The sequence below is a fragment of the Streptomyces sp. NPDC002144 genome, assembly GCF_053593695.1.
The window spans coordinates 84,222-98,034 of sequence record NZ_JBSFDB010000025.1 but is presented as its reverse complement, the minus strand read 5'-3'; the positions used below and the strand labels follow the sequence as shown (position 1 = coordinate 98,034).

At 69.7% G+C, this 13,813-nt stretch carries 12 protein-coding genes; 3 read left to right on the top strand and 9 right to left on the bottom strand.

Going from position 1 to position 13,813, the window contains the following annotated elements:
* Nucleotides 1-14: 14 nt before the first annotated feature.
* The 7 genes from ACWCQ1_RS32265 to ACWCQ1_RS32235 form a co-directional block, all read right to left on the bottom strand.
* Nucleotides 15-1,541: a GMC oxidoreductase gene (locus ACWCQ1_RS32265; RefSeq protein WP_451027975.1), complete on the bottom strand. Its 1,527-nt coding sequence runs from the start codon at nucleotides 1,539-1,541 to the stop codon at nucleotides 15-17.
* A 59-nt stretch (nucleotides 1,542-1,600) separates the two neighbouring features.
* Nucleotides 1,601-2,731, bottom strand: coding sequence for an ROK family transcriptional regulator (locus tag ACWCQ1_RS32260; RefSeq protein WP_358604562.1), 1,131 nt, complete (start codon nucleotides 2,729-2,731; stop codon nucleotides 1,601-1,603).
* Nucleotides 2,732-2,739: 8 nt separating this feature from the next.
* On the bottom strand, nucleotides 2,740-4,107 hold the full coding sequence (locus ACWCQ1_RS32255; RefSeq protein ID WP_358604565.1) for a carboxylesterase family protein: 1,368 nt from the start codon (nucleotides 4,105-4,107) through the stop codon (nucleotides 2,740-2,742).
* Nucleotides 4,104-4,985 carry a carbohydrate ABC transporter permease gene (locus tag ACWCQ1_RS32250; RefSeq protein ID WP_451027974.1) on the bottom strand — a complete coding sequence of 294 codons (882 nt, stop codon included), beginning with the start codon at nucleotides 4,983-4,985 and terminating at the stop codon, nucleotides 4,104-4,106. The genes ACWCQ1_RS32255 and ACWCQ1_RS32250 overlap by 4 nt, the downstream gene beginning before the upstream one ends.
* Nucleotides 4,982-5,902 (bottom strand): carbohydrate ABC transporter permease, encoded by a 921-nt coding sequence (locus tag ACWCQ1_RS32245; RefSeq protein ID WP_133046998.1) that lies wholly within the window; start codon nucleotides 5,900-5,902, stop codon nucleotides 4,982-4,984. The genes ACWCQ1_RS32250 and ACWCQ1_RS32245 overlap by 4 nt, the downstream gene beginning before the upstream one ends.
* Nucleotides 5,903-5,909: 7 nt before the next feature.
* A complete protein-coding gene (locus tag ACWCQ1_RS32240; protein ID WP_451027973.1) occupies nucleotides 5,910-7,211 on the bottom strand; it encodes an extracellular solute-binding protein in 1,302 nt (433 codons plus the stop codon).
* 642 nt (nucleotides 7,212-7,853) lie between these two features.
* Nucleotides 7,854-8,798 (bottom strand): AraC family transcriptional regulator, encoded by a 945-nt coding sequence (locus ACWCQ1_RS32235; protein WP_451027972.1) that lies wholly within the window; start codon nucleotides 8,796-8,798, stop codon nucleotides 7,854-7,856.
* A gap of 183 nt (nucleotides 8,799-8,981) precedes the next feature.
* Between ACWCQ1_RS32235 and ACWCQ1_RS32230 the strand changes: the two genes are divergently transcribed.
* The 3 genes from ACWCQ1_RS32230 to ACWCQ1_RS32220 are packed head-to-tail and all read left to right on the top strand — an operon-like array spanning nucleotide 8,982 to nucleotide 10,571.
* Complete coding sequence (locus ACWCQ1_RS32230; RefSeq protein ID WP_451027971.1) at nucleotides 8,982-9,185, top strand: hypothetical protein; 204 nt, start codon at nucleotides 8,982-8,984, stop codon at nucleotides 9,183-9,185.
* Nucleotides 9,182-9,904: a molybdopterin-dependent oxidoreductase gene (locus tag ACWCQ1_RS32225; RefSeq protein WP_451027970.1), complete on the top strand. Its 723-nt coding sequence runs from the start codon at nucleotides 9,182-9,184 to the stop codon at nucleotides 9,902-9,904. Before ACWCQ1_RS32230 ends, ACWCQ1_RS32225 begins: the two co-directional genes overlap by 4 nt.
* The gene (locus tag ACWCQ1_RS32220; RefSeq protein WP_451027969.1) at nucleotides 9,888-10,571 is read left to right on the top strand and encodes a cytochrome b/b6 domain-containing protein; all 684 of its coding nucleotides are present in this window, start codon (nucleotides 9,888-9,890) and stop codon (nucleotides 10,569-10,571) included. Before ACWCQ1_RS32225 ends, ACWCQ1_RS32220 begins: the two co-directional genes overlap by 17 nt.
* Here the strand turns inward: ACWCQ1_RS32220 and ACWCQ1_RS32215 are convergent.
* Both ACWCQ1_RS32215 and ACWCQ1_RS32210 read right to left on the bottom strand, forming a co-directional pair.
* A complete protein-coding gene (locus ACWCQ1_RS32215) occupies nucleotides 10,564-12,321 on the bottom strand; it encodes a family 43 glycosylhydrolase (RefSeq protein ID WP_451027968.1) in 1,758 nt (585 codons plus the stop codon). The two genes, ACWCQ1_RS32220 and ACWCQ1_RS32215, sit on opposite strands and share 8 nt — an antisense overlap.
* Before the next feature lie 71 nt (nucleotides 12,322-12,392).
* Entirely contained in the window at nucleotides 12,393-13,811 is a 1,419-nt protein-coding gene (locus ACWCQ1_RS32210) for a glycoside hydrolase family 5 protein (protein WP_358604585.1), read from the bottom strand.
* Nucleotides 13,812-13,813: the final 2 nt, after the last annotated feature.

The following is a 13,813-nucleotide window of genomic DNA, read 5'->3' as shown; positions in this document are numbered from 1 at the left end:
GTTCCAAAGCCCTCTCAATTGATGGCGGACGCGGTGATGCGTTCGGCAACGGCGCGCGCGGCCCGTACGGCGGTCACCGCGCCGGCCAGTGTCACGTTGGCGGCCATCGCGGTGGGTATCACGCCGTTTCCGGCGAGATACAGGTTGTCGAAGCCCCACACCCGGCCGTCGGGATCGCACACGCTGGTTCCGTCGTCGGCGCTGCCTGCCCGCACGGTGCCGGTCTGGTGCAGTGACGAGCCGGGTGGGAGCAGGGCCAGTTCGGTCTCGGGATCGAGCGTGCCGAACTCCGAGGCGAGGGACCGGGCTTGCTCCAAGGCCCGGCTGATCAGCTCGCGGTCGGCGTCGGAGTAGCCGAACTCGACGGTGAACCGTGGCATTCCGGTGAGGTCGGTGTCCGACTCCGAGAAGAGGAGCCGGTTCTCGGGACGGGACTCGACGGGGGCATACAGCGACAGGCCCACCGAGTGCGCCAGGGGGCGGCCGGCCTCGTCCACGTACGTGCGGTTCATGATCTGCCCGTGGAACGGCTGCGCCGGTCCGTTGTGCGGCAGCCAGAGCGAGTCCGTGGCGAACTCGCCGTCACGCGGCAGGGGCAGGGCGTCGAGAGGGATGCCGAACCGGTCGAGGTCGAGCAGCACCCGCGCACTGATGAACGCGTGCTCGTTGAGGTGACGCCCCAGTGCCGCGGGCCGTATGCCGGACGCGAACAGCAGTTGCGGGGTGCGCAGCGCGTCGGCGCACACCACCACGGCCTCCGCGAGGAGTTCGGACTCGGCGCCGTCGGACACGCGACGCAGCCGGGCGCCGGCGGCCCGGCCGCCCTCGATGACGACGGACGTGGCGAGAGTGCCGGTCAGGAGGGTGAAGGCCGGGTCCCCGCCCGCCGCGATCGCGGGGAAGACCGTGCCCGGAGCCGTGCGCGGCATGGGTCCGACCAGTGTCGCGCTGACCGCCATCGGCATCGGCTGGGGCCGCCGGTCGTCCGTCCCGACGCCGTCGTAGCGTCGGCGCAGCACGTCCAGTACCCGCTGCCCGACCGGGGTCGGGCCGATGGCGGCGGGCGTGACCGCGAGCAGACGGTGCGCGGTGCCCAGGTCCGTCGCCCAGCGGTCCGGGTCGCCGAAGTCGAACACCTCGTGGCCGGCGGGCCAGGGCGTCGCGGCGGTCCAGTGCACTCCCATGCCGCCCGCGTTCCACGCGAGCGCGGCGGCCGGCATCGCCTCGGCGTCCTCGCCGAAGGCGAGCGCGTGGAACATGCCGGGTGCCAGGCCGGTGAGGCTGTCCGCGACGTCGCGCACCACCTCGGCGCCCGTGTACAGGCCCTGGATGCCGACGGCGACCCGTTCGTTGTAGCGCGACCACAGGGCCGGGTCATCGAGGTCGTGCAGGTGCAGACCGGGGGCCGAACCGATCGGCCGGCCGCCGTCGACCATGGTGATGTCCAGCGTCGGATCGGTGTCCCGCAGCAGCCGGGCCACGACGGATCCCATGATGCCGCTGCCCACGATGAGAACGCCGGTCCTGCTGGTGCCGGTCATGGTCGGGCTCCTGTTCTGGTGGAACGTGTGTGAGGGGAAAGTGCGGGTGGGACGCGCGATCACGCGCTCGGGACGGGCGGGCCGAACAACTCGGTGTCCATGTGGTCGAGCACGAACTTGACGGCGCCGATGAGCGGGCCGTCGGAGCCCAGGACGGTGGCGCGCAGTTCCACGGCGGGGGTACGCGCGCTGTGCATCGCCTCGCGCACGCGGGGCAGCAGCACGTCGGCCGCGTCCTCCAGCCCGCCGCCGAGCACGATGAGGGACGGCGCGACCGTCCACGACAGGGTGGTGAGGATCGACGCGATGTTCTCCACGAACTCGTCGACCTCCGCGAGCGCCGCCGTATCGCCGGCCCGAGCCGCCTCGAAGCGGCCGAGCGCGACACGCCGCCGGACCGGATCAGGAGAGGTCAGCCACGCCACGGGACGGTCCTCGACCGAGCCGGCCGGCAGCGACACCGCCTCGGCGATCTCGCCCGCGGCGCCCTCGAAACCACGGTGTACGTCCCCGCGTATGAGGATGCCCAGACCGGTCCGGTTCCCGAGCATCGCCCAGACGACGTTGTCGTGGTCACCCGCCGTACCCCGCCAACGCTCCGCGAGGGCACCGAGATTGGTGTCGTTGTCCGCGAACCACGGCACGCCGATGCGCCGCTCGAGTTCCTCGGGCAGGTGTACGCCTTCCCATCGCGTGGTGTGCACCAGACGGCGTACGACGCCGTCGTCGTCGATCGCGCCACCGCTCGCGATCGCGCCGGCCCGCAGCCGGTCGGCCGAGCCGCCCGCGTCGTCGAGCGCCTCCAGCACCAGCGCCGCCGCGTCGTCGAGCGTGGCCTGCGGATCCTGGTAGACCCGCAGCGGTCCGTGCGCCCGGCCGACGATGCGGCCGCGTACGTCGGCGACGACCGCGGAGGCACCAAAGGTGTTGACGCGCACAGCCGCCAGCAGCGCGTGGTCGGCCCGCAGGACGTACCGGCGGGCGGGGCGCCCGGCGCAGCCGCTGACCGGCACCCGGTCGAGCTCGCTGACCCAGCCCGCGTCGACGAGGGAGTCCAGGATGAGCTCGATGGTGCGGCGGGACAGACCCACCCGCTCGGACAGCTCGGCCAGCGTCATGGCCCCGGCCGACACCGCCAGCGCACGAAGGATCACCGAGGTGTTGACCCGCCGGACGGCGCTCTGGTTCATCCCGGGCATCAACACGCCTCCGACCTGACGGACCCCGAAGCCACCACAGGATCGAACACACCCGTGGTGTCGGCCACCGGTGTCGCCCCGGGCCTGCCGTACTCGCGAGCGGGATCCCCGAGCCTCCCTGTCGCCGGCGCCCAGGCCGGTGACCGGCCGTGGACGAAAGCGGCGAGGTCGGCGTGCATGGACGTGGCGAGTTCCGAGGGTGGCTGCGTCCCGAGGGCTGCGGTGGTACCCGGCGCGTCGAGTACGTCGAAGAAGAACGGGATGTCGGCGCAGTGCACGGCTCCGCCGAGTACGGGGGAGGGCCACTCGAAGGAGTACAGCCAGGTGCCGGCGGTGGCGTCGCGACGCGAGGTCGCCGCCCGCGGACAGGCGGCGCGGAACAGGGTGTCCGTCACACGGGTGCCCGCCGCGCGGGCGGCGGCGTTGCGGATGCCGGGGGCGCCGCCGTCGAACTCGTCGCCCGTCGCGCCGAGCAGCAGCGGTACGCCGTGTCCGTGCACGGCCAGTCCCTCGGCAAGGGGGACCGGAAGGATGTCGTCGCCGACGACCGGACCGAGTACGAGCGGGCCGTCGTCGCCACGTTCGCTCCGCAGCAGGCTGACGCCCTGCTGAACGCTTTCCACCGTGAGGCCGCCGAAGCCGTCGCGCGTCGGCGGCACGCCGAGCCGGTCACCGAGCCGCCCGGCGAAGGAGCGCGCGGCGTCCGCGTCCACCTCGAAGAAGCCGCCGGACACACTGACCGCTCGGTGGAAGCGACCACTGCCGAGGGGTGAGGAGAGCAGCGCGAGCACCGCCCCGCCGCCCGCCGACTGGCCGGCCACGGTGACCCGGCCCGGATCACCGCCGAAAGCCGCGATGTTCTCCCGCACCCAGTCGAGCGCGAGCAGCAGGTCGCGCAGCCCGAGGTTCGGGGGTACGCCGTCCAGCGGGGCGAACCCGTCGACGCCGAGCCGGTAGCCGGGCGTCACCGTGACGATTCCGTCGCGGGCGAAGGCGCGGCCGTCGTACCACGGACTGGCCGGGCTGCCCGCGAGGAAGCCGCCGCCGTGGATCCACACCAGCACCGGGCGGGACACACCGCTCGCGGGGGCGACCACACTCAGGTTCAGTACATCGTCGCCCGGCACCGACGGTTCCGGAATGGTGGTCGTGGTGAACAGTGGTACGCGCTGCGAAGTGGCACCGTGCCGGGACGCGTCGAACGGCTGCGTGAACCGGCCGCGTGGCACCGGTGCCGCGAACCTCCGTGCACCGACGGGTGCTTCGGCGAACGGGATGCCGAGGAAACGCCGAACGCGGCCGGTGCGGCGGCCGATGACCGTACCCGCGGGAGCCTCCACCACGTCCACCATGTCCACCGCCGTCACCGCATTCCCGTTCCGGAGATGCCCTGCACGAAGTAGCGCTGCAGGAACAGGAAGAGGACGAGGACCGGCAGCATCACGACGATCGCGCCGGCGAGCATCAGGCCGTAGTCGGTGACGTGCGCGGCGGCCTGGCTGGTGGCGGCGAGGCCCACCGGCAGCGTGTAGCTGGAAGTGCTCTGCGCGACGATGAGCGGCCAGATGAAGTTGTTCCACGAGAAGAGGAACGACATGATCGTGATCGTCGCGACAGCGGGGCCCGCAAGGGGCAGGAAGATCCTGAAGAAGATCCGGAACTCGCCCGCACCGTCGATCCGGGCCGCTTCCAGCAGTTCGTCGGGGACCGACAGGGCGTACTGCCGCATGATGAACACGGACAGGGGCAGCGCCGCACCGGGCAGGGCGATACCGGTGAGGGTGTCGGCCAGCCCCAGGTCGACGGTGATCACGAACTGGGTGACGAACACCGTGGTGAACGGCACCATCATCGCCGCCATGACCGCGCCGAACGCGATCCGCTTGCCCGCGAAGTCCAGTTTGGCGAGCGCGTACCCCGCGGCCGACGCCGCCACGATGTTGCCGGCGACGACGATGACCGCGACCACGACGCTGTTGACCAGGAACCGGCCGAAGCCCTCGGTCCTGAACAGTCGTACGAAGTTGTCGAGGGTGACGTGGTGCGGAAGCCAGGCGCCGGGGTCGGAGCGGATCTCGTCGAGGCTGCGCAGCGAGCCGCTGAGCACCCAGACGAACGGCAGCATCGTGAGCAACGCGCACAGCACGAGCGCGCCGTACAGCAGGGGACGGGCGACGGACCGGCGGCGGACGTGCGTTCGTTCGCCTGTGATCTCGGCATTCCGCAGTGCGGCGATGGTGGTCATGCGCGAGGCCTCAGCATTCGGAACTGGACGATGCTCACCAGCGTCACGAGCAGGAGCATCACGAAGGACGCCGCCGAGGACACGCCGAACTCGCCGACGCCGAACTCGTGGTAGGTGTACAGCGCCATCGACTCGGTGGAGCCCAGCGGGCCGCCGCCCGTGAGCAGATACGGCTCGTCGAACACCTGGAGGTAGAAGACGGTCAGCAGCACCGACACCATCAGCGTGGTCGGCATCAGCAACGGCAGGGTGATGTGCCTGAGTTGACGCCACCGGCCGGCTCCGTCGAGAGAGGCGGCCTCGTACACGTCCTGCGGCACAGCCTGCAGACCGGCGAGGAACAGCACCATCGCGATGCCGAAGTTGCGCCAGACGCCGAGGGCGATGACCACGGGCATGGCCAGGTGCGTGTCGTCCAGCCAGTTCGGCCCGCCGAAACCGATGGCACCGAGCACCTTGTTGACGGTGCCGTCGGCGTTGAAGGCGTACTGCCAGATCATGGCGACGGCCACCACGTTCGTGACGACCGGTGCGAAGAAGACGGTACGGAAGGCGCCGCGCAGCCGCCGGATGCCGGAGTTGAGCACGAGGGCGAGCACGAACCCGAACCCCATCGTCAACGGCACACCGACGGCCACGAACAGGACAGTGTTGAGGATGTCCCGCAGGAAGGTCGGGTCCTCCAGCAGCCGGAGGTAGTTCTGGATTCCGGTGACGTTGACGGCGAGCGGATGCCGCAGGTCACTGCCGTGCAGATCGGTGAGGCTGAACCCGAGCGCGGCGATCGTGGGTATCGCCGTGTAGAGCAGGAACACCAGGGCGAACGGTGCGAGGAAGAGCCAGGCGACGGCGGTTCGCCGGGCGCCCCGGGGCCGGCGCGCACCGCGCGGCGTCGCCGGCCCGATGATGGCGGTCATCCGGAGATCACCCCTTGCCCGTGCCGAGACTCTCGGCGTACGCCTGCACGTTGGCGGCTGCCTTCGCGGCGGTCCCCTTGCCCTTGGCGACGGCCTCCATCTCCTTGCCCAGCCGGGTGGCGACCTGCTGCCACGTGCTCACCTGCGGGAACGCCCGGGTGTTCTTCAGCTGCGAGAGGAAGGCGTCCAGCAGCGGCTGGCCCGCGATGGCGGGGTTGGCCCAGGCGGAGGCGACGGCCGGCAGCGAGCTGTACGCCTTGTACTGCGCGACCTGGGTGCTCGGCTTGGAGAGGTACCGAATGAACTTCCAGGCCGCGTCCGCGTTGCCGCTGTCGGCGAGCACGCCCCAACTGCCTCCGGCGGAGAAGGAGACGCTCCCCGACGATCCGGCCGGCAGGGGTGCGGTGGCCACGTCGGAGGCCGTCCAGCCGGTCTTCTTGGCGACCGCGTCGAGCTGGCCGACGACCCATGGGCCGGTGATCATGCAGGCGGTCTTGCCCGACACGAAGTACGGCTGCGCGTCGAGGAAGGTGGGACCGCTGGTGTCGGCGATGCCCGAGGTGAAGAACGACGCGTTGTACTTGATCGCGTCGACCATCGCCGGCGTGTCGAGCGTCCACTTGCCGTCGGCCGAGAGCAGCGAGCCGCCCGCCTGCCAGGCGTACATCGCGACGTCCTGGCCGTTGAAGATGTCCCAGCCGATGTCCGCCCCGAGCCCGTGCCCGGCTCCGGCGCGCTGCAGCGCCTTGAAGAACGGCACCATGTCGTCCCATGTCGTCGGCGCCTTGACGCCCGCCTTCCTGGCGAGGTCGGCGCGATAGACGAGCGCGTACGTGTAGGCGTACCAGGGCACCGTGTAGGCGACGTTCTTCACCACACCGGCGTCCCACAGACTGCGGAAGAAGGTGGACGGGTCGACGAGACCGTCCGGGACGGGGCGCAGAATGGACGGATCGAGGAACTGCGCCTGCGCCTCGGGGAAGAACTGGGCGACATCGGGCCCCTTGCCCGCCGCGATCGCCGACTGGAGCTTGGTGTAGTACTCGGCGTTCGGGATCAGCGTGAACTTCACCGTGAGCTTGGGGTTCGCGGCCTTGAAGGGCTTGATGACCTTGTCCAGCACGTCGGCATCGCCCTGGGCGGCCCAGACGTTGACGGTTCCCTTGGCCGGGGAGTCGTCGACGGGCTTGGCGGAGGCGGTGGCCGCGGTGTTTTCACTGCCGCGACCGCAGCCTGCGAGGGCGAGGCTGCCGAGGAGAGCTGTGCCGGCGGTCAGCTGGAGGACACCGCGTCTGGAGGGGTGGGACACTCTGGGGCTCCTGTCTCATGGGCGCTGAGCACAGTGGAATTTCGGGGGAAGTAGCGATTTCGGTCCGGGGGACGTGATCGATGTTCTGGTGCCGTTGCGGCGTGGCAGTGACAGTAGGAGGGGTGCGTTGCCATGGCATCGCGCGTCCGTCACCGCGAAATTTCGGAACTTGTAGCAAAATCCCGTTTTGCCGCACCGGGTCGTTGTGTGGTCAGTCCCGTAATCGCCGAGCGAAGTCGCTGTTCAGGCGAGCGGCGACGCGTCGTCTCCGCCGCACCTACCCAGCCTCGGTCCCCTGGCCTTGCCTGTCCGGAGACGGCAGCCTTGGCCGCCTCCGGCCGTCAGCGCATCGAACCGCAACGTCGCAGGACGGTTCTTTGACCTCGGCGAGCAGGGTGCCGGCCATCGCGCACTCGTCGCCGACGCCGACCGGCGACGCCACCGGGGCCTGGCGTAGTCGGCACGGAGCGATGATGTTGTCGGCCTCATCCCTCCAGGGAGTTGTGTCGTCGGCATCCGGCCGTCTCGCCCGTGCCGAGGCGCCTGAAGATTACGGTCCGCTTGACCCGCGCCCACCGAGCGTCGGTCAGTCGCACAGCCAGGCCAGTGGCCGCGTGGTCTGAGCGGGCCGCCCAGGCCGGATCAGGGCTGACGTCGATACCGGCCCGGGGCCGTACCGTGTGCTCTCTTGAAGGCGTTGGCGAACGCGAACTCCGAGGTGTAGCCGACGCTGTTGGCCACGGTGGCGAGCGGGGCGTCGGACTCACGGAGCAGCCTGGCGGCGATGGTCATCCGCCACCAGGTCAGATAGCTCAACGGCGGCCGGCCGAGCAGAGCGGTGAATCGCCGGGCGAGGGCGGGCCGTGACACTCCGGCGTGAGCGGCCAGTTCCCCGACGGTCCACTGCCGGGACGGATCGGCGTGGATGGCCTGAAGCGCGGACGCCGTGGCGGGGTCGCGCAGTGCCGCTGCCCAGCCGGCGGATTTGTGGTGGCTCGACTCCGCGTCGTGCCAGGTGCGCAAGATGTAGAGCAGAAGCATGTCCAGCAGTGCGCGCACGATGGCGTCGGAGCCTTCGCGGGGTTGTTTCAACTCGCCGTTGAGCAGTTCGATGGCGGAACGCAACTCCGCTCGCTGTCCTTGGCGAGCGGGAAGGTGGATGAGTTCCGGAAGCTCCTGGAGCAGCGGGTGGGGCCGGGACTCGTCCAGCAGATACGCGCCGCAGAGCATGACGGTGGGCGTCGCCTGGGCGTGCCGCGAGTTACCCGCCAGAGCGGTGCGGGTGTGTTCGTGCCTGATCGAAGCGCCGACCAGTGTGGGTATGGGTGCGTCGGCCATGGGTGTGGAGGGATGGTCGGCGATCCCGAATTCGGATCCGTGACGCAGGAAAGCCACATCTCCGGACTCGAGCGGGACCGGTGCGCCGTGCCGCGGGACCAGCCAGCATGTCCCCTGGAGTACGACGTGGAAACCCGCTCCGGGGACGGTGGTGGGCAGGCGCCCGGCGAACGGGCCGTGGTGCTCGACGCGCAGAGAACGCGCGCGGCCGATGCGCATGGCCGTGATCACGTCGCTGAGCACATCCATGAAGGCAGCCTATGGGCACCTGAGAGAGTTTGACGCATGAAGTTGAGAGTTGCACTTATGGGCAGTCTCCCTCTCTCGGCGTACCGTGACCTCGGAGTAGATGATCAACGCCTTCGCTTTCCGAGGCCACGGAGCGGAACCTCGAAGAGGCACGCAGCGCCTCGACCTTCTTGGGAGCACGGAATGAAGATCTGGATTCGGCTGGTCGTCGGAGCCCTGCTGCTCCTCTCCGGGGTGGTGTGGAGCCTGCAGGGCTCGAACGTGATCGGGGGCAGCGGTATGTCGGGGCAGGCCCAGTGGCTGGTGATCGGGCTGTTCGTGGCCGTCATCGGCGCGATCCTGCTCGTCGGCGGAGTCAGGAAGCTGCGGGCGGGAGAGAGGGCTTGACCGAGAACGCGGACGGCGAGGGCAGGCCGGTCGGGCGACGGGTCATCCTCGGCATCCTCGGGCTCGGCGCCGTCGCGGTGCCCGCCGGCGCGCGCCTGCAAGACGCGACGGACGGCCTGCTCGCCACCGTGAGCAGCAAGGACCCCACAGGTCTGACCGGACTGCTGCCGGGCGGCGGGGGTTTCCGCTTCTACTCCGTCGCCGACAGCATCCCGCATCGCTCTCCCGCCGACTACCGGCTCACGGTGAACGGCCTCGTGGACCGTCCGGCGACGTACACACTGGAGCAGTTGAAAGCCATGCCGCGCACCCGTCTGATCCGGGACGTTCAGTGCGTCACCGGCTGGCGGGTCCCGCAGACGCCTTTCGCCGGGGTCCGGCTTTCGCACCTGTTGGAGACAGCCGGGGTGAAACCGGGTGCCAAGGCGGTGCACTTCAGCTGCTTCGACGGTGTGTACACCGAAAGCCTCACCCTGGACCAGGCAGGACGCCCCGACATGCTCGTCGCCTACGAGATGCAGGACACGCCGGTCACCGCCGCGCACGGCGGTCCCGTGCGGCTGTACGCGGCGCCGATGTACTTCTACAAGTCGGCGAAGTGGCTCTCCGAGATCACGGTCACCGACCGCGTCATACCCGGCTACTGGGAGCCGCGCGGCTATGACATCGACGCGTGGGTCGGGAAGTCGAACGGACGCGACGATGACTCAACCGGCTGAACCGCCCGAGCTGATACGGCGCTTCACCGCCGCCGAACGCTGGATCCACCGCACCACGGCCGCGTTGATGGGCACCGCCCTGGTCACCGCCGCCTTCCTCTACCTGCCCGCACTGGCAGAGCTGATCGGCCGGCGCAGCCTGCTGGTGACCGTGCACGAGTGGGCGGGCGTCACCATGCCCGTCCCGCTGCTGGCCGGGCTGGCCTCGCAAGCCTTCCGCGCCGACCTCGTCCGCCTCAACCGGTTCGGTCCCCACGACCGAGGCTGGATACGGGCGACGCTGCGCGGCCGCTCGCACCCGTCGGGAAAGTTCAACGCGGGTCAGAAGCTGTACGCGGCCGTGATCTCCGGAGCCGCGTTGGTGATGATCGGTACCGGCCTCATCATGTGGTTTCCGCGTCTGACCCCGCTGTTCCTGCGCACGGGAGCGACCTTCGTCCATGACTGGCTGGCCCTGCTCATCGGTGCCCTGGTCGGCGGACACATCTGGATGGCATCCCGCTATCCCGAGGCACGCACCGGGCTGCGCACCGGCTTCGTTCCACGCTCATGGGCCAGGCGCCACCATCCACTGTGGGAGAAAGAGCTGTCGGCCGACCAGCAGGCGGTGACGGCCGCTGCCCCAGTCCGTTCATCCGCCGAGAGCGAGACCGGCCCGCTCAGCTGACGTCCGGCTGGTTCACTTGCACCGGCTCACCGGGGGCGATGCCGCCCTCGCCGAACGCGTCCACCGCCACCCAGTACTCCGCGTCCGCATTGAGCGAGCGCAGGTCGAGCGAGGTCCGCTCGTACACCAGCCAGCTGTGGTACAGCTTCTGGGGATGGCGGCCGTAACGGATGTTGTAGCCGGTGGCCCCGCTGGTGGCGTCCCATTCGATCCTGGCGGTGCGGCCGTCGACACGGTGGGCCCGGGCACGGACCGAGCGCGGGGGCGCGACGTCACCCGTCCCGAAGACGCGTACTCCGCTGACCGCGAGAACGCCGTCGAACGGCATACGGCCGCCGGTGACCCGGATGTAGCGGGCGCGCAGGGGTGCGTCGAGCACGATGAATGCGTGCGGGGCATCCACGTCCGTCTGCCGGCTGTCGCGCACGACGGTCCATCGCTGCCCGTCCTGGGAGACCTCCACCAGGGTCTCCGCCGGCTGATGACGGGGAAAGATGCCGCGCCAGATGTGAGGGTTCCAGTCCGCTCCTTCGGGGACCTGCGGGGCGACGGCTCCCAGTTCGTGATCCGCCAGATTGACCTGCACGGCGTGCACCGTCTTGGTCACGCCGAGGTCGATGGTGAGGGACGCGCCGGGTTCGCGGCTCCCGGCTGCCCACCAGGTGCGGATGTCCTCGTCGACAGCGGATGCCGGGCTGTGGCCGGGGGCGGCGGACGAGGCGGTGGCCTGCGCCTTGTAGGAGAGCAGCATCCAGGGCGGGGGCGTCCATGGGTCGAACGGCACGTCCGGGACGACGAAGGGGTAGTCGGCGTAGTTCTGGTTGCAGAAGAGGACGCCGTCCTGGTCGAACCCTGCCGGGAAGATCCCGACGCGCCGCTCGAAGTCGTCGTTCACCGAGATGCGCATGGTCGACGCGTGCCACCAGTTTCCATGCCGGTCCTGGAAGGTGCTTCCGTGGCCCGCCCCGGTGATGAAGCCGCCGGGTTTCGAGGAGAACGGGCTGTCGAGCGAGTACTCGAACGGGCCCAGCGGGGACGGGGCCGTGTAGTAGCCGTCGGCGTAGGTGTTGAGTTGCGTGGCGGGCGCCGCGTACTGCAGATAATAGGTGTCCTGGTGCTTGGTCATCCAAGCGCCCTCTATGTAGGGCTTGCCTTCGAGTCTGGCGAGGAGTTGCTCCTGGCCGGGGCGCGTCGGTGTGGTGACATGGTCCTCGCCGACCTGTTCCCAACCGTGATGGGGGACATCGGCCCGGATCATCGGCACCGGTTCACCGATCCGCTCGAAGGTGTCCGAGAGGCGCGCCCCGTAGAGGGGTGTGTTGTTGTCGCAGCCCCAGTAGAGGTAGACGGCGCCGTCGTCGTCCTGGAAGAGGTTCGGGTCCCAGAAGGGGAAGGTGCCCGGCGTGACCTCGGCGAAGTCGTCAGCCAACGGATCCACGCTGCGAAAGAAGGGGCAGTTGTCCCTTTTCCTGGACGCGCTGATGTACAGGGCTCCGTCGACCTCCCGGACATCCGGTGCGTAGTCCAGGGCGGGCAGCTTGGATGTCGCGCGGTACTCCCACCGCAGCAGATCCGCCGAGTGCCAGAAACCCGCCGACATCGACACGAACATGTAGAAGCGGCCTCGGTACAGCACGACGGACGGATCCGCCGCCTCCCGGTGGACGGACCGGCTGTCGGAGGTGCGTATGTCCTGGTAGCGGTAAGCGAGGTCGAGGGGATTGCAGAGGACACGTTGGGAGGAATGCACTGTTCGGTCTCCGGGGTCGGTGACGGAGGATGGCGAGGTCGGCCCCGCGGACGGCAGGGGCTGGTCGTACGTCATCCGCCGGCGAGGGCGTCCAGCAGCCAGTCGCGCCGTACGCACTGCTGAAGCGCGAAGGAGTCGGCCAGGGCGATGACGTCGTCGTCGCCGAGTCCGCGGAAGAGTTCGGCGTACTCCTGGACCAGAGGCTGGCCCAGCAGGATGTGCCGCAGGAGGACGTCCATCCACTGGCGGGTGCTGAAGGGCCGGCCGGTGAAGCCCGGGAACTCGTCGGCGATGAGGTGTTCGAGCGGCTTGGCCAGTTCGCGGATCGCGCCCTCGGGGGAGCTCCACGCCTCCGCGCCCAGGCGGTGCTTCTTCGCCATGAATCCGCTGAAGTGCCGTTGGTAGGCGCTGTGCGGCGCGGTGTGGACGAGTCCTTGCAGGCCGCCGTCCTTGTACGTCCAGATGGTCCAGCTCGCCTCGTGCCGCCGGTAGATGTCCAGCTGGTCGGCCAGGAGTTGGGCGCGCTGTTCGTCGCGTGCCGGGTCGCCGGCGTAGACGGGTCCGAACTCGCCCACCCAGACAGGGGTGTTGGTCTTGCGCATGTACGCGGTGCGGCGCAGGAAGGCTTCCTCGACCTGTTCCTTGTCGATCCAGGTGCCGTCCGTCTGACCGGGGTATCCGCCGCTGCGGGCGAAGCCTGCGCGCGCGTAGTCGTGGCAGGTGTAGACGGCGTTGTCGATGGGGGCGTCGAAGACGTCGAAGTCGGTGGAGTAGTGGTTGCCGTCGAGGAAGAGGATGTGGTGAGGGTCGACCGCGCGGATCGCCGCGGCGAGGCGGTCGTAGAAGGCGGGCAGCACCTGTCCCGAGTCGTCGGCGGGCTCGTTGACCGGGTTGTAGCCCGCCACCCACGGATGGTCCTTGTAACGGTCGGCGATGACCTCCCACAGGCGCACCACCCGGTCCTGGAAGTGCGGGTGGTCCCAGAAGAACGGCAGGTGCGTCGGGTTGTCGGAGTGCCACTGGTGGTTCTGGCCGCCGGGCAGGGAGTGCAGGTCGATGATGGTGTAGATGCCGTACCGCGCGCACAGGTCCACCACCCGGTCGAGCTGGGTGAAGCCCCCCTCGCGGATCTCGAACGGGCGGGCGTCGTCCTCGAGATGGCGGTAGTTGACCGGCAGGCGCAGGCAGTTGAGGCCCTTGGCGGCGAGCAGCGCGGCGTCGGCCTCGTCGAAGAAGGCCGTCAGGAACCGGTCGAAGAACAGGTCATAGCGGCGCTCGCCGAGCACCTCCCGTACCGCGGAGCGCATCGCGGCCTCGTTGCCCGGGAAGCCGGTGATGAAGTTCTCCATGTTCATCCAGCCGCCGAGGCCGGCGCCCCGGAGCCGGACGGGCGTGCCGTCGTATGTCTCCAGCCGGGTGCCGGAGACCTTGAGCAGCGGGTTCGGGGGAGTGGCGGATCGGGAGGGGGCAGAGGGTGGCGTCGTGGCCAAGG

Coding starts and splice junctions, on each gene's coding strand:
- ACWCQ1_RS32265 (WP_451027975.1), bottom strand. CDS start 1,541: ATGACCGGCACCAGCAGGACCGGCGTTCTCATCGTGGGCAGCGGCATC.
- ACWCQ1_RS32260 (WP_358604562.1), bottom strand. CDS start 2,731: ATGAACCAGAGCGCCGTCCGGCGGGTCAACACCTCGGTGATCCTTCGT.
- ACWCQ1_RS32250 (WP_451027974.1), bottom strand. CDS start 4,985: ATGACCACCATCGCCGCACTGCGGAATGCCGAGATCACAGGCGAACGA.
- ACWCQ1_RS32245 (WP_133046998.1), bottom strand. CDS start 5,902: ATGACCGCCATCATCGGGCCGGCGACGCCGCGCGGTGCGCGCCGGCCC.
- ACWCQ1_RS32235 (WP_451027972.1), bottom strand. CDS start 8,798: ATGGATGTGCTCAGCGACGTGATCACGGCCATGCGCATCGGCCGCGCG.
- ACWCQ1_RS32230 (WP_451027971.1), top strand. CDS start 8,982: ATGAAGATCTGGATTCGGCTGGTCGTCGGAGCCCTGCTGCTCCTCTCC.
- ACWCQ1_RS32220 (WP_451027969.1), top strand. CDS start 9,888: ATGACTCAACCGGCTGAACCGCCCGAGCTGATACGGCGCTTCACCGCC.